Genomic DNA, 14,939 nt, shown 5'->3' with positions numbered 1-14,939 from the left:
GCGGCCCCCCGGCGCCCGGGCTCAGCGCAGCACGGCGAGCTGCCCGGTGGCCCGGGTCATCGCGACGTAGCGGTCGACGGCGCCCTCGATGCCGTCGCCGAACGAGTCCGGGTCGACCAGCACCACCAGGTCGAACTCCAGGCCCTTGACCAGCTCGGGGCTGAGCGAGCGGACCCGGGGCAGGCCGGGGAAGAACGGGTCGCCGATCACGCAGGCGGTGCCCTCGGGGTGCTCGGCCAGCCAGGCCGCCAGCAGCCCGTCCCGTTCGGCCCGGGCGCCGTGGTGCACGGGCAGGCCGCTGCGCCGGATCGAGGTGGGGACGTTGGCGTCGGGGAGCGCGGCCCGGATCACCGGTTCGGCCTCGGCCATCACCTCTTCCGGCGTGCGGTAGTTGACGGTCAGCGAGGTGAGGGTGATCCGCTCCAGGCCGGCCCGCTCCAGGCGTTCGGTCCAGGACTCGGTGAAGCCGTGCCGGGCCTGGGCCCGGTCGCCGACGATGGTGAAGGAGCGGGACGGGCAGCGGGCGATCAGCATCTGCCACTCGGCGTCGGTGAGTTCCTGCGCCTCGTCCACCACGACGTGGGCGAACGGCCCGGCCAGCAGGTCGGGGTGGACCGGCTCGGGGTCGTCGTGGTCGATCAGCGCCTCGCGCAGGTCGGCGCCGCGCAGCATGGCGACCGCGCCCTCGCCGTCGTCGTCGGAGGTCAGCAGGTGGTCGACCACGCCGTCCATCAGCTCGCGCTCGATGGCCAGCCGGGCCCGCTGGACGCGCTGGCGGCGGTCGGCGTCGGTGTCGCCGAGGCGGCGGCGGGCGGCGTCCAGCAGCGGCAGGTCGGCGAGCGTCCAGGCGGCCGGGTCGGGGCGCTGGAGGGCGCGGATCTCCTCGCGGCTCAGCCAGGGCGCGCACAGCCGCAGGTAGGCGGGGACGGTCCACAGGTCGCCGACCAGGTCGGTGGGCTCCAGGATCGGCCAGGCGCGGCGCAGCGCGCCGAGCAGTTCGGGGTCGCGGCGCAGTTCGCGGCGGAGCACCTCGGGCGAGATGCCGTCCTCGTCGTCGAAGGAGTCGGCGTTCTTGTCCAGCAGGATGGTGATCAGCTCGTCCAGGATCTGCTGGCGGGCCTCGTTGTGCGGGGTGCCGGGGCCGGGGGCGGCGAACGCCTCGGTCCAGTCCTCGGGGTCGATCCACAGCTCGTACCACTCGGTGGAGAGCTTGCGGCCCTCGGCGGGCGGCTCCTCGTAGACGGCGACGGCCTTCTCGATCGCGTGCACCATCCCGGCGGCGGCCTTGAGCCGGGCCACCTCGGGGTCGGGTTCGGGCGCGACGGCGGCGCCCTCGGGCAGCAGGTCGCGCAGGGTGCAGGTCAGCACGCCCTCCTCGCCGAGGCTGGGCAGCACGTCGGCGACGTACGCCAGGTAGGGCTGGTGCGGACCGACGAACAGCACCCGGCCCTTGCGGTGGCCCAGCCGCGGGTCGGAGTACAGCAGGTGGGCGGTGCGGTGCAGGGCGACCACGGTCTTGCCGGTGCCGGGGCCGCCGTCGACCACCAGGGAGCCGCGCGAGCCGGCCCGGATGATGGCGTCCTGGTCGGCCTGGATGGTGGCCAGCACGTCGCGCATCCGCGCGGAGCGGGAGCTGCCGAGGCTGGCGATGAACGCGGACTGGTCGTCCAGCGCGGCGTGGCCCTCGAGGCCGTCGGCGGTGAACACCTCGTCCCAGTAGTCGCCGACCCGGCCGCGCTGCCAGCGGTAGCGGCGGCGGCTGGCCAGGCCCATCGGGTTGGCGTGGGTGGCGGCGAAGAAGGGTTCGGCGGCGGGCGAGCGCCAGTCGACCAGCAGGCGGCGGCCGTCGGCGTCGGCGAGGCCGAGGCGGCCGATGTAGATCGGCTCGGGGTCGTCGGCGCGGACGATCCGGCCCAGGCACAGGTCGTGGCCGAAGCGGCCCAGGGTGCGCAGCCGGGCGGAGAGCCGGTGCACCTCGTTGTCGCGGTCCATCGCGGCCTGCCCGGCCCCGCCGGGGCTGCGGCGCACCTCCTCCAGGCGCGCGGTCAGCTCCGCGACGTCCCGCCGCAGGGTGTCGGCGACCTCGGCGAAGTGCCGGTCGTCGGCGGCGATCAGGGCCGGGTCCGCCTTGGCGGCGAGCCGCGCGGGCAGGTCGAAGGCGCTGGTCGTCGGCTGGTTCATGGGTGGTGACTCCGATCCGCTGCCGGGTCGGCCGCGCTCCGTCCGCGTGCTGCTCGCGGTCTGCCCCGTTCGTGCTGTTTGCGCGGGTTCCCCGGTTCAGACCAGCGATTGTGCGGCATCGGGGGGGCCTTGCCGCAAGGCCCCCCTTGCGGTATAAGTTTGATATCGGCAGGAGAGCGCGCGCTCCCTGCCTTTCGTGCGTCCGGGCCGTTGCGCGGGCCGCTGTCCGGTCGGCTGCCCGGCCTGCCCCCGGCGGCCCCGTCGGCGGGCCTCCCGTCAGCTCCCGTCCTCGCGCCTGGTCCTGATCAACTCGGCGATCTTCCGGACGAGTTCGCTGTCGCTGCGGACGGCGCCGGAGTCCACCAGGGTGCCGAGGCGCTCGGCGGTGAGGGTGTCGTAGGCGGTCTCGGCGGCCTCGCCGGGGACGTGCTGGTACGCGGCGGCGGCCCGGAAGCCGACCGCGGCGTCGACGAGCTTGGCCAGCAGCCAGGTCAGGGTGAAGGAGAACGCGGCCACCGCCAGCACGGCGAGCACCTGCTTGCCCAGCAGGCTCCAGCCGCCGCCGTGGAACAGGCCCTTCTGCCCGCTGATCCGGGCGGTGGCGAACAGCCCCACCATGACCAGGCCGGTGATGCCGCCGACGCCGTGCACGCCGACCACGTCGAGCGTGTCGTCCACGCCGAAGCGGTACTTGAGGGTGACCGCCCAGGCGCAGACCAGCCCGGCGGCCAGGCCGGTGACCACCGCGCCGAGCGGGTCGATCTCGCCGCAGGCGGGGGTGATGGCGACCATGCCGGCCACGCCCGCGGAGACCACGCCGGTGGTGCTGACCCGCCCGGTGCGCCACTTCTCGACCAGCGGCCAGGTGACCATCGCGGCGGCGCCACCGAGCTGGGTGTTGAGGAAGGCCGCGGCGGCGGTGCCCTGGTCGTTGAGCGCGGAGCCGGAATTGAAGCCGAACCAGCCGAACCAGAGCAGCCCGACGCCGATCACCACCAGCGGGATGTTGTTGGGCCGCTCCGCGCGCCGGGCCCAGTCGCGCGGGCCGCGCAGGGCGACGGCGACGGCGAGCCCGGCGGCGCCGGAGTTGAGCTCGACGGGCAGGCCGCCGGCGAAGTCGAGCGCGCCGAGCCGGTCGTGGATCCAGCCCTGGGAGTCGAACACCCAGTGCGCGGCGGGCGCGTAGACGACCAGCAGCCACAGCGGGACGAACACCAGCCAGCCGCGCATCCGGGCCCGGTCGGCGACCGAGCCGCTGATCAGGGCGACGGTGACCACCGCGAAGCCCATCTGGAAGGTGGCGAAGATGTAGGTGGGGATGGCGCCGCTGAGCGTGTTGATCTCGATGCCGCGGAAGAACGCCAGGTCCAGGGTGCCGATCACCCCGGCCCCGCCGGCGTCCGGCCCGAAGGCCAGGGTGTAGCCGAGCGCCCACCAGACCAGGGTGCCGAAGGCGAGCGCGGCGAAGCTCATCTTCAGCATCATCAGGATGTGCTTGAGCCGGACCATGCCGCCGTAGAAGAACGCCAGGCCGGGCGTCATCAGCAGGACCATGGCGGTGGAGGCCAGCAGCCAGGCCGTGTCGCCGGCGTTGTAGGCCGGCGGCATCGGCGGGGGCGCGGAGAGCACGGGGGTTTACCTCCTGGGACGGGCGGGTCAGGTCTTGCGCAGGGCGGGCGCGGGGGTGCCGGTGAGCAGCAGCCGGACGGCCCGCCAGGCGTCGGCGAGCGCGGCGGCGGTGCGGACGGGGCTGTCCTCCAGCAGGCGCAGCCAGGCGCCGGCGTCCTCGGGCAGGGTGGAGACGCCGTACCGCAGGCCGCGGCCGTCGAGGGCGCGGTGCAGGGTGTCGGCGATCTCGGCGGCGGGGCGCAGGTCGCTGACCACGAACAGGGTGGCGAGGTGGTCGTGCCCGGCGAACACGGCGGGGCCGGTGACGGTGCGCCGGTCGCCGCCGGGGGTGAGCCGCAGGGTGTCGACGGCGAGCGGGGTGCCGTCGGGGCGGACGATCTCCAGGTCGGTGGCGAGCACCCGGTAGTCGTGCCGCTCGTCGCGGGCGAGCCGTCCGGCGGTGATCGTCTCGCCGAGCACCACGGTGGAGCCGGGGGCGGCGGTGACGGTGGTGCGCTGGTAGAACCGGGAGTCGCGGAACGGGATCAGCGGGTCGGGCAGGTACTCCAGGTACGCGCCCGGGGCCGCTTCGAGGTGGACCAGCTGGCTGGCGTAGTCCTGTTCCATCCGGAACACCTTGGTGGCGGCCTGGGTGGTGAGGTGGACCCGGGTGCCGGGGCCGCAGCGGACGTCGATCCGGTAGCGGTCGGCCTGGGTGACGCCGCCGCCGGTGGCCATCAGGTAGACGTGGGCGGCGTCGGGCCGGGCGGGGTCGATCCACAGCGGGCGCATGATCTGGAGCGGGGTCTTCTGGTACCGCTCGACGAGTTCGGTGCGGCCGGCGCGGACGGCGAAGGCCAGGTCGAGGATGCCGACCTTGGCGGGCGAGCCGGGGGCGAGGGTGTCGGGGCGCGCGGCCCAGCCGGCCACCTCCGCGGGGAGGCGGCCGGCGGACCAGTACGCCGCGTCGAGCCGGTCGGCGGCGGTCGCCGCCGTCGGCCGGGGCGGGGCGGTGGCCACGGTCAGATCAGCGCCTTGCGGCGGCTGCCGAGGAACTCGGCGAGCTCCTCCACGCCGGTGCCGTCGAGCGAGTTGGTGAGGATGACCGGCTTGCCGCCGCGGACCTTGTGCGCGTCGGCCTCCATCACCTCGATGTCGGTGCGCACGTACTGGGCGATGTCGATCTTGTTGATGACCAGCAGGTCGGACTCGGTGATGCCCGGACCGCGCTTGCGGGGCATCTTCTCGCCCTCGGCGGTGTCCAGCACGAACACGAACACGTCGGCCAGCACCGGGCTGAAGGTCAGTGTCAGGTTGTCGCCGCCGGACTCGTAGAGCAGCGTGTCCACCTCCGGGAAGCGCTCCAGGAGTTCGGCGCCCGCGGCCAGGTTCATGGTCGGGTCGTCGCGGACGGCGGTGTGCGGGCAGGCGCCGGTCTCCACGCCGACCACCAGCTCGGGGTCCAGGACCCCGGCCAGGGCGCGGCGCACGTGCTGGGCGTCCTCCTGGGTGTAGATGTCGTTGGTGATCACGGCGGGGCGGTGGCCCCGGGCGATCAGCACCGGCACCAGCGCCTCGATCAGCGCGGTCTTGCCGGAGCCGACCGGCCCGCCGATCCCGATCCGCAGGACGTTGTCGTCCACGGGCACTCCTTCTCTGGTGGTTGCTGCTGGTGGTTGCTGCTGGTTTCCTCCGGCGGTCGCCGCCGGTGGCTCAGCTGGCGAACAGGCGCGCCTCGGCCCGCTCGTGGCGGCCGGACATGATGTCGGAGGCGAAGGCGGTCGACCCGAGGTCGGCCTCCGGACGGGCGAGGGCCGCGCGGACGGTCTCCTCGATGACGGGGGCGGCGCCGCGCAGCAGCACCTGGGCCCTGCGGTGGTCGGTCAGCCGCAGCCGCAGCGCCGCCCCGGCGAAGCTGGCGCTGAACGCGAACAGGTCGCTCGCCACGGCCTGTCCGACCGGCACCCCGGCGGCGGCCTGCACCACGCCGGCCGCGACGGCCTGGCAGCCGGGGGCCCGGCGCTCCTCGACCAGCCGCAGGTAGGCGGCGATCGGGGGGCGGTCGAAGACCTCCGCGGCCAGGTCGAGCAGCTGCCGCCCGGTGCGGGTGGCGGCCTGGCGCATCTCACGGCTCAGCTTGCCCGCGTACAGCCGCCGGTCGACCCGGGCGACGGTGTCCGGCTCCCCCGCGGTGGTGGCCCGGTGGGCCAGCGCGAGGGCGGTGGCGTCGCCCGGGCCGACGGCGTGCCGCAGCAGGTCGGCGAGCAGCGCGGGCAGCGTGTCGGGGGTGACGGCCCCGGCCTGGGCGTAGCCCTCCAGGCTGTGCGAGAGGGTGTAGAAGCCGCTGGGGAACGCGGAGTCGGCGAGCTGGAGGCTGACCAGCAGCGCGGACAGCCCCCCGAGCAGCGGCGGCTGCGGCTGCGGCCGTGGCGACGGCTGCTCGGGGGACGGGGGCTCCGGGCGGTCGTCCGGGCTGAGGAACATCCGCTACACCACGAAGTACAGCTGGTTGAGCGGCAGCGACTGGGCGGGCTCGATGGTGGCGACCTCGCCGTCCAGGGTGACCTTGAAGGTCTCCGGGTCGACCTCGACCTTCGGCAGTGCGTTGTTGCGCACCATGTTGTGCTTGCCGATCACCCGGGTGCCGCGCACCGGCAGCACCTTGCGCCGCAGGCCGAGCCGCTCGGGGACGCCCGCGGCGATGCCCGCCTGCGACATGAAGGTGACGTGGGTGGACTGCTGGGCCCGGCCGAACTGGCCGAACATCGGCCGGTAGAGCACCGGTTGGGGGGTGGGCAGCGAGGCGTTCGGGTCGCCCATCTGGGCCCAGGAGATGATCCCGCCCTTGATGATCATCTTGGGCTTGGCGGCGAAGGAGTGGATCGGCCAGAGCACGATGTCGGCGAGCTTGCCGGTCTCCAGCGAGCCGACGTGGTCGGCGATGCCGGTGGCGATGGCCGGGTTGATGGTGACCTTGGCCAGGTAGCGCAGCACCCGCTGGTTGTCGTTGCGGGCGCTGTCGCCCTCCAGCGGGCCGCGCTGGTCCTTGCAGTGGTGCGCGATCTGGAAGGTGCGGGTGACGGACTCGCCGACCCGGCCCATCGCCTGCGAGTCGGAGGAGACCATGCTGATCACGCCGAGGTCGTGCAGCACCGACTCGGCGGCGATGGTCTCGGCCCGCACCCGGGAGTCGGCGAAGGAGACGTCCTCAGGGATGTCGTGGTTCAGGTGGTGGCAGACCATCACCATGTCGAGCAGCTCGTCCACCGAGTTCTTGGTGTACGGCAGCGTCGGGTTGGTGGAGGAGGGCAGCACGTTGGGCTCGCCGGTGACCCGCAGGATGTCGGGGGCGTGGCCGCCGCCCGCGCCCTCGGAGTGGAAGGTGTGGATGGTGCGGCCGTCGAACGCCGAGCGGGTGCTCTCGAAGTAGCCGGACTCGTTCAGGCTGTCGGTGTGGATCGCCACCTGCACGTCGTGCCGGTCGGCGGCGGACAGTGCGGCGTCGATCACCGCCGGGGTGGCGCCCCAGTCCTCGTGCACCTTCAGCGCGCAGACGCCGGCCTCGATCTGCTCGTCCAGCGCGCCGGGCAGGCTGCCGTTGCCCTTGCCCATCAGGCCGATGTTGACCGGCACGTCCTCGCACGCCTCCAGCAGGCGGGCGATGTTGAACGGGCCGGGGGTGCAGGTGGTGCCGTTGGAGCCGTCGGAGGGGCCGGTGCCGCCGCCGATCAGGGTGGTGATGCCGTTGGTCAGCGCCTGCTGGGCCTGCTGCGGGGAGATCAGGTGGACGTGGGTGTCGATCGCGCCGGCGGTGGCGATCAGGTGCTCACCGGAGATCGCCTCGGTGCCGGGGCCGATCACCAGGCTCGGGTGGACGTCGTTCTGGGTCTGCGGGTTGCCGGACTTGCCGATCCCCGCGATGAGCCCGTCCTTGATCCCGATGTCGCACTTGACGATGCCGATCACCGGGTCGATCACCACCACGTTGGTGATCACGGTGTCCAGCGCGCCCTGGGCGGCGGTGGCCTGCGGGTCGGCGCCCATGCCGTCGCGCATGCTCTTGCCGCCGCCGTAGACGATCTCGTCGCCGTACAGGCCCTCGCTGTAGTCCTTCTCCACCTCCACGACCAGGTTGGTGTCGGCGAGTTGGAAGCGGTCGCCGACGGTGGGACCGAACATGTCGGTGTACTGCCGGCGGGTCATGATCGGCATCAGTTGGCGCCCTTCTTCTTGGCGGAGCCCTTGCCCGGGCCCCTGTCGGCGGACTTCCCGGCGGGCTTGTCGCCGGACTTGTCGCCGGACTTGTCGGCGGGCCTGCCCCCGGGCTTCGGCTTGTCCGCCGGCCTGTCGGCGGGCGTCTCGGCGGCGCCCTCGAAGCCGAGTTCCAGGGCCCGGTGGAAGGCCTCGAACCGGGCCCGGGAGGAGACCGTGCTGCCGTTGAGCAGGCCGCTGAACCCGACCAGCCGGCCGGTGCCGCCGTACTCGCACAGCTCGACCTCGCGGGTGCCGCCGGGCTCGATCCGCACCGAGGTGCCGGCCGGGATGTTCAGGTGCATGCCGAGCGTCCGGTCGCGGTCGAACCGCAGTGCCGAGTTGACCTCGAAGAAGTGGTAGTGCGAACCGATCTGGATCGCCCGGTCGCCGGTGTTGACCACCTCGACCTTGACGGTGCGCCGGCCCGCGTTGATCTCGATGTCGCCGTCGCCGTACAGGTACGTGCCGAAACTCACTGGTGACTCCTTGCAGCCGTCAGCGGGGACGAGTGGATGTGCTGCTGCGCCTTCGGGGGCGGCGGGGCGTGGTCGTGGGAGTGGCCCGCCCCGGGCCCGTGGTGCGGATGGTGGTCGTCGTGGCCGTGGCCGCCGTCGGGCCCGTGGGAGTGGCCGCCGTCCGGCCCGTGGCTGTGGGCGGGACCGTGCCGGTCGGCGGCGGCCAGGGCGGCCGCGAGGCCGTCCTCGCCGCTGTCGTGCAGGCGGCGGACGGCGGCGGTGGCCCGGGCGGAGAGCACCGCGGCCAGCGCGGCGGGGCCGAGCAGCGGTCCGGCGTCCAGGACGGTCACCTTGGCGGGGGCCGGCGGCGGGGCGGCGGGCACGAAGGACGCGGGCAGCACCGCGACCTGCCGGGCGCCGAGCAGCACGCAGCGGCGCACGCCCTCGGCCGGGTCGGGGTCGCCGCCCGGCAGCGCGGTCTGCACCAGCCGGTGCCGCCCGTACCGCCGCACCAGGTGGGCGACCCGGTCCAGCTCGGCGTCCTGGTGGGGGTCGCCGCCGGGGGCGGTGAGCAGCAGCGCGGCCTCGGCGGGGACGGCGGAGGCGGCGGCCCGCAGCCAGCCGACCAGGTGCTCGGGGCCGCCGAACGGGTCGGCGACGGCGACGGTGCGGCGCAGGTCGGGCGGCAGGGCGCGGACGGTGCGGGCGGCGTCGGCGATCAGCCCGGGGTCGCGGCCGAGCGTCATCGGGACGACCGCGGTGTCCTGCCGGGCCGGGCGGGCGGCGAGCGCCCGGTAGAGCTCCCGGCCGCTGGTGACCACGGTGGTGTCCGGCCCGGCGAGCTGCCGCAGGGCGGTGCCGTGCCCGGCTTCGTGCCCGCAGACCGCGAGGACGTGGATCCGGGTGCCGGACACCCTCAGCCGCCGATGGGGTCGTGCACGGAGACCAGCTTGGTGCCGTCCACGAAGGAGGCTTCGACCTGGAGCAGCGGCAGCATCTGCCGCACTCCGTCCATGCAGGCGTCGGCGCCGATCACGTGCCGGCCGAGTTCCATGCAGTCGGCGACGGACCTGCCGTCCCGGGCGGCTTCCAGGATGGCTTCGGTGATCAGCGCGACGGCTTCGCTGTAGTTCAGCTTGAGGCCGCGGCCCTGGCGCTTGCGGGCCAGGTCCGCGACCACGTAGACGACCAGCTTGTCGATCTCGCGGGGCGCGAGGTTCATCGGTGGGTGCCTTCCTCGGACGGGACGGGGACGGGGACGGGGACGGGGTGCGGCGGGGTGCTCAGCCGCTGGCGGCGGCCCGCAGCCTGGGCAGCTGCGGGACGGCGGCCAGCAGCACCCAGGTGGTGAGGATGAACGGCCAGGTGAAGGTGTGGCCGTTGAAGGGCTTGAAGAGCGAAGTGACGGCGGCGGTCAGGCCGGTGGACAGGGCCGCGCCGAACAGCGCGTAGCCGGCGTTCCACGGGGTGGCGGCCAGGAAGACCGCGCCGAGCGCGATGCCGACCAGGACGGCGTTGTAGCCGTAGATGCCGGCGGAGACCTGCGCGGTGGGCGCGCCGAGCGCCCAGGCCGTGACGATGCCGGCGACCGAGCCGAGCGCGGCGGCCAGCAGCACCCGGACGCCCGCGCAGGCCAGGCCGACCAGCATGATCAGGCCGACGTACCAGCTGTCCACCAGGAAGACCTGCGAGACGTTGGCGAAGAAGGCGTGCCACAGGTCGGAGAAGGTGATGCCGGTGTCGCCGCTGGTGGGGTCGGCGACGGGGGCGGGCGCGCCGTGCCAGATCCGGGCGAAGGAGGGGGCCCCGAGCACCATCACCCCGGAGACCACGCAGAACGGGGCGGTCAGCGCGGTCAGTCCGTAGGGCCGCAGCAGGGTGGTGAGCGCGGCGGTCAGGACGGTGCACAGCACGCAGCCGACCGCGGCGAGGACGTACGTGGCGGGGTGGTGGCCGAGCGAGGTGATCAGGGCGATGCCGGTGAGGCAGCCCGAGTAGCCCTGGAGGCCGAGCGCGATGGAGCCGCGGTCGACGCCGAACGCGTGGGCGGCGGCGGTGGAGACCAGCGTGCCGAGGGTGGCGAACAGGCCGACCTTCCAGCCGGCCGCCCACAGCCCGGCGAGGATGAACGCCCCGGTGAGCAGCTGCGGTTGCAGGTCGACCTGCCCGACGCCGCGCAGCGAGGCGGCCAGGTAGGCCAGCGGCTCGCGCTCCAGGGCGCTGCGGGAACGCTCCTCGGCTCCGTGCGTCACGTCTCGCTCCCGAATGTCCGCGGACCGGCGGTCTGCGTCAAATACGCTGTTTCGTACCGAACATGACCGCCTGTCACTTCTTATCCCGTTCCGTCCGACCGGCCGGACGGGTCACCCACGTGTTCGCGCTTTTCGCCCGATCGGCCCACGGCGTCCCTCGGAGGAGCCCGATGACCAACCCGTACCTCGACCTGAAGGACCACCCGGGCCGTCCGGCCCGGCCCCCGGGCCACGCCCACTCCGAGCACGCCCCGGGCCAGCAACTGCCGGTGGTCGGGGCGGTGGCGGTGGGCGGGGCGTTCGGCGCAGGGGCCCGCTACGGGGTGGAGCGGCTGTGGCCGACGACGGGCACGGCGTTCCCGTGGCCGATCCTCACCGTCAACGCGGTGGGCTGCCTGGTGATGGGCGCCCTGATGACGGTGCTGGCGGCCCGCTTCCCCCGGCAGAAGCGGCTGGCGGGCGCCCTGCTGGGCACCGGCTTCCTCGGCGGCTTCACCACCTTCTCCCACTACACGGACAACGTGCGGGAGTTGGTTCGCGGCGACGCCTACGGCACCGCCGCGGCCTACCTGCTGCTGACGGTGCTGGCGGCGCTGGCCGGCGTGGTGCTGGGCGTGTTCGCGGCCCGCGCCGCGGTGGGCGTCCCGGCGCACCAGGAGGCGTCCGGTGGTCGCTGACTGGCTGCTCGTCCTGGCCGGCGGCCTACTCGGCGCGCCGACCCGCTACCTGACCGGGGTGGCCGTCAAGTCCCGGGTGCGCAGCCCGTTCCCGTACGGGACGCTGGCCGCCAACGCCGCGGCCTGCCTGCTGCTCGGCTTCCTCTCCGAGGCGGCGCTGCGCGGCCGCCTGGACACCGACGGACTGCTGCTGCTGGGCACGGGTTTCTGCGGGGCGCTGTCGACCTGGTCGACCTTCTCGTACGAGGTCTTCACGCTGGCCTCGACCCGGCGGCTCGCGCTGTCGGGGCTGTACCTGGCGGTCTCGGTGCTGCTCGGCACGGCGCTGTCGTTCGCGGGCGCGGGGGTGGCGGGCGCGGTGTGGTGAGACGGCCCGCCGGGCGTCCGGGGAGGTGGCGGGCGCCCGGCGGCGGTGACGGCGGTCCGGAGCCGGGGGCTCAGGAGCGGTGGCCGGGTTCGAAGCGCATGCCCCGGCGGTCGTAGTAGCGGGTCATGCCGAAGCCGAAGGCCAGGGCCACCACGACGCCCAGCAGCAGCATCAGCCAGCCGCGGACCAGCCCGGCGCCGGCCTGCGCGTCGAAGTACAGGATCGACCGGACGGCGTCGACCATCTGCCGCATCGGCTCGAACACCCCGAGGAAGCGGTAGAAGCCGGGCGAGGCGCTGAGCGGCACGGTCGCGCCGGAGGCGGGCAGGTCGAAGGCGATGAAGACGAACATCGCGATCAACTGCCCGACGTTGCCGAACGCGGCGATGATCGCCAGCACGCCCAGGCCGACCGTGGTGACGGCGCAGTAGGAGTACAGCCACAGCTGCCAGGCGTGCGGGGCCTCCATGCCCAGCACGGCGACCGCGGCGAGCATCACCAGGCTGGCGGAGACCAGCGCGACGGCCGCCGTCATGCCCATCTTGGCCAGCAGGACCTGGGTGCGGCTGATCCGCAGGGTGGGTTCGCGCAGGTGGAAGGGGCCGATCTCGGCGTCCGCGAAGCCCATCGAGACGTCGAGTCCGGCGTGCACGATGTTGGCGGTCATGAAGCCCGCCAGGAGCAGCAGCAGGGTGAAGTAGAACGCGCCGAGGCCGGAGCCGCTGTGCTCGCCGATCGGGTGGCCCACCTCGGTGACCACCTCGACCGGGTCGGTCAGGAACACCTTGGCGGTCTCCGTGGTGGCGGTGGCGGCCAGTTGGCCGCCGATCGCCAGCGAGACCCGGTGCGCGGCCTCCTGGTTGACCTGGCTCGCGATGCCGGAGCCGAGGCTGCCCGTCCCGGGGTTGGTGAGCACCTGGAGCTTCGGGCGGGCGGGGGCGTCGGCGGTGGTCAGCGCGGCCACCGCGCGGGAGAAGTCCTCGGGGACCACCAGGGCCCCGTACACCTTGCCGGAGGAGAGCTGGCGCTGGGCCTCCGCCCGGCTGACCCGCCGCCAGTCGATCTCGCCGGCCGGGGTGCCGGCCGCCACCTGCTCCACGACCTGCGCGCCGAGCGGGCGGGACTGCCCCGGCAGCGGCGGGCCCGCGTCGGAGTCGACCAGGGCGATCGGCATCCGGTGCAGGTGCTTCTGCGGCGTCAGGATGTTGCCCATGTAGAGCAGGGACAGGCCCAGCGCGACCAGGGCGCTGAGCACCACGGGGGTCAGCCAGTTCCGCCGGCGGCCCAGCACCCGCCCGGCGTCGGCCGACCGGTCGGGGGTCTCGGGTGGTGTCCCGGTGCTCGCCATGGTGCTCCGCGCGGTCGTGTGCCACGGCCGGGGCCCGCTGCCGGGGTCCGGCCCCGTGCCCCGACGGGGCACTGGAGTGACAATATGCGCAAAACGGAAATTCTTCGGGGAGCAACGCACGCACCGTCAGTCCTGTCCGCCCCCGGCGCTGCTGACACGACGCCGGGGCGCGGCGGACCGGGACCGGCTGATCGGCTAACCGGCAGACCGGCAGACCGGCAGACCGGCAGACCGGCAGACCGCGTCAACCCTCCCTCCTGTGCCGCCCGGCCGGCGACCTCGGCGCACTGCTCGGCGTACCGCTCGGCGGCCTCCCGGTGCCGTCCCAGCTCGGCCGGCGGGGCCGCGTTCGCGTGCCGGGTCCGCACCGCCCAGGCGGGCGAGGCATCCGCCACCAAGACGCGGCCGATCTCCTCGTCCGCCTCCGGGTGTCGCCCCGCGCGGCGCAGCAGGGTGGCGAGCGCGGTGCGCAGCAGCGCTTCGGCGTCGTGCTTCAGGCCACCCCCGGCCGACCCGGCCCGCAGCTCGCGTCCCGCCTCCGCCGGGCGGTCTTGCGCCTGTAGCGTGCGGCTCACCATGACGGGCGTGCCCGCGGTCTCCGCCGCGCCGGGACCGCACCGCCCAGGCGGGCGAGGCATCCGACACCAAGACGCGGCCGATCTCCTCGCCCACCTCCGGGTGCCGTCCCGCGCGGCGCAGCAGGGTGGCGAGCGCGGTGCGCAGCAGCGCTTCGGCGTCGGATTTCAGGCGGCCACCGCCGGCCCGGCCCGCAGTTCGCGTCCCGCCTCCGCCGGGCGGTCTTGCGCCTGTAGCGTGCGGCTCACCATGACGGGCGTGCCCGCGGTCTCCGCCACGCCGGGACCGCACCGCCCGGGTCGGCGGCCTGCCGGGCCAAGCGCTCGGCCTCCGCGAACCCGCCGCCCGCCGCGGCCCGGTGGACCTCGTCCAGCAGATCGGCGACCCGCGAACAGCCTCGCCCCCGCCCTCCCCGCAGCCTCCACGAACCCGCCGCCCGCCTCGGCCCGGTGAACCTCGTCCAGCAGATCGGCGACCCGCTGGAGCCTGCGGCCCGCGAACAGCCTCGTCCTCACCCTCCCCTTCGACCGGCGGTGGTCGTGGCGGGGCAGCTCAGTCGGTGGTGCGGCGGCCCAGGTAGGTGATCGGGCCCGGGTCGGGGACGGGGATGGGGTGGAAGCCGAGGCGGTCGTAGAAGGGGCGGGCGGCGGTGTTGGCGGTGACCATGCCGAGGTGGACCCGCGGGACGTCCTTGGCGGCCAGCGCGGCCAGCAGGGTGTGGATCAACTCCCGTCCGTAGCCGGCCCGCTGGTGGCTGGGCAGCAGGTCGATGTGCAGGTGGGCGGGGTAGTCGGCGAGTTCGGGCAGCACCATCCGCTCGGGGGTGTGCATCAGGTCGATCATCGTCTCGCTGGGGGTGGCCGGGGTGCCGGTCGGCGGCGGGTAGCGGTCGGCGAGGGTGGGCAGCCACTCGTTACGGAAGCGGTGGACGAAGGTGGGGGTGTCCGCGGTCGCCACCACGTACCCGACCGCGCGCTCGCCGTCGTCCAGCACGAAGGACAGGTCCGGTTCGAGCTCGGCGTACGGGGCGGCGAAGATGTTCGGCAGCAGGTCGAGGTCGGGGTAGGTCTGCCGGGAGTCGCCGCCGAGCTCGCCGGTGCGCACGCAGACGTCGAACAGGGCGGCCCGGTCGGTGGGCCGGTAGGGCCGGACGACGGCCCGGGGCGAGTGGTCGTTCATCGGGTCATCCTCGCCGCCCGTCCCCGGTTCGTACAGCGGTTT

The 14,939-nt window shown here is 74.2% G+C and carries 14 protein-coding genes; 2 read left to right on the top strand and 12 right to left on the bottom strand.

Annotation, left to right across the window (positions count from 1 at the left end):
• Window positions 1-21: 21 nt before the first annotated feature.
• From helR to ACIP60_RS02230, 10 genes are all read right to left on the bottom strand, one after another.
• A complete protein-coding gene (helR, locus tag ACIP60_RS02275) occupies window positions 22-2,181 on the bottom strand; it encodes an RNA polymerase recycling motor ATPase HelR (RefSeq protein WP_400679069.1) in 2,160 nt (719 codons plus the stop codon).
• A gap of 276 nt (window positions 2,182-2,457) precedes the next feature.
• Complete coding sequence (locus ACIP60_RS02270; RefSeq protein WP_400679068.1) at window positions 2,458-3,810, bottom strand: ammonium transporter; 1,353 nt, start codon at window positions 3,808-3,810, stop codon at window positions 2,458-2,460.
• Window positions 3,811-3,837: 27 nt separating this feature from the next.
• Window positions 3,838-4,809, bottom strand: a complete 972-nt coding sequence (locus ACIP60_RS02265; protein ID WP_100839506.1) for an urease accessory protein UreD — start codon at window positions 4,807-4,809, stop codon at window positions 3,838-3,840.
• A gap of 2 nt (window positions 4,810-4,811) precedes the next feature.
• Window positions 4,812-5,432 carry an urease accessory protein UreG gene (gene ureG / locus ACIP60_RS02260; protein ID WP_400679066.1) on the bottom strand — a complete coding sequence of 207 codons (621 nt, stop codon included), beginning with the start codon at window positions 5,430-5,432 and terminating at the stop codon, window positions 4,812-4,814.
• Between the two features lie 70 nt (window positions 5,433-5,502).
• A complete protein-coding gene (locus ACIP60_RS02255) occupies window positions 5,503-6,273 on the bottom strand; it encodes an urease accessory protein UreF (protein WP_400679064.1) in 771 nt (256 codons plus the stop codon).
• Window positions 6,274-6,276: 3 nt separating this feature from the next.
• Window positions 6,277-8,001 (bottom strand): urease subunit alpha, encoded by a 1,725-nt coding sequence (gene ureC, locus ACIP60_RS02250; RefSeq protein ID WP_400679063.1) that lies wholly within the window; start codon window positions 7,999-8,001, stop codon window positions 6,277-6,279.
• Window positions 8,001-8,519: an urease subunit beta gene (gene ureB / locus ACIP60_RS02245; protein WP_400679062.1), complete on the bottom strand. Its 519-nt coding sequence runs from the start codon at window positions 8,517-8,519 to the stop codon at window positions 8,001-8,003. Before ureB ends, ureC begins: the two co-directional genes overlap by 1 nt.
• Window positions 8,516-9,412 carry a cobalamin biosynthesis protein CbiX gene (locus ACIP60_RS02240; RefSeq protein ID WP_400679061.1) on the bottom strand — a complete coding sequence of 299 codons (897 nt, stop codon included), beginning with the start codon at window positions 9,410-9,412 and terminating at the stop codon, window positions 8,516-8,518. The genes ureB and ACIP60_RS02240 overlap by 4 nt, the downstream gene beginning before the upstream one ends.
• Window positions 9,413-9,414: 2 nt before the next feature.
• Window positions 9,415-9,720 (bottom strand): urease subunit gamma, encoded by a 306-nt coding sequence (locus ACIP60_RS02235; RefSeq protein WP_100839511.1) that lies wholly within the window; start codon window positions 9,718-9,720, stop codon window positions 9,415-9,417.
• 61 nt (window positions 9,721-9,781) lie between these two features.
• The gene (locus tag ACIP60_RS02230; protein ID WP_400679060.1) at window positions 9,782-10,750 is read right to left on the bottom strand and encodes an urea transporter; all 969 of its coding nucleotides are present in this window, start codon (window positions 10,748-10,750) and stop codon (window positions 9,782-9,784) included.
• A 170-nt stretch (window positions 10,751-10,920) separates the two neighbouring features.
• Here ACIP60_RS02230 and ACIP60_RS02225 point away from each other — a divergent pair, with 170 nt between their 5' ends.
• Window positions 10,921-11,427, top strand: coding sequence for a fluoride efflux transporter FluC (locus ACIP60_RS02225; RefSeq protein WP_400679059.1), 507 nt, complete (start codon window positions 10,921-10,923; stop codon window positions 11,425-11,427).
• Window positions 11,417-11,794 carry a fluoride efflux transporter FluC gene (locus ACIP60_RS02220; RefSeq protein ID WP_400679057.1) on the top strand — a complete coding sequence of 126 codons (378 nt, stop codon included), beginning with the start codon at window positions 11,417-11,419 and terminating at the stop codon, window positions 11,792-11,794. Before ACIP60_RS02225 ends, ACIP60_RS02220 begins: the two co-directional genes overlap by 11 nt.
• Window positions 11,795-11,864: 70 nt before the next feature.
• Here ACIP60_RS02220 and ACIP60_RS02215 read toward each other — a convergent pair whose 3' ends face one another.
• Both ACIP60_RS02215 and ACIP60_RS02210 read right to left on the bottom strand, forming a co-directional pair.
• The gene (locus tag ACIP60_RS02215) at window positions 11,865-13,142 is read right to left on the bottom strand and encodes a DUF3533 domain-containing protein (RefSeq protein WP_400679056.1); all 1,278 of its coding nucleotides are present in this window, start codon (window positions 13,140-13,142) and stop codon (window positions 11,865-11,867) included.
• 1,128 nt (window positions 13,143-14,270) lie between these two features.
• Complete coding sequence (locus ACIP60_RS02210) at window positions 14,271-14,897, bottom strand: GNAT family N-acetyltransferase (protein ID WP_400679055.1); 627 nt, start codon at window positions 14,895-14,897, stop codon at window positions 14,271-14,273.
• Between the last annotated feature and the right edge of the window lie 42 nt (window positions 14,898-14,939).

The sequence above is a fragment of the Kitasatospora sp. NPDC088783 genome (assembly GCF_044750705.1).
In the GTDB taxonomy this organism is placed as follows: domain Bacteria; phylum Actinomycetota; class Actinomycetes; order Streptomycetales; family Streptomycetaceae; genus Kitasatospora; species Kitasatospora fiedleri.
The sequence above is the reverse complement of the archived record's forward strand: the minus strand, read 5'-3'. Positions and strand labels throughout refer to the sequence as shown.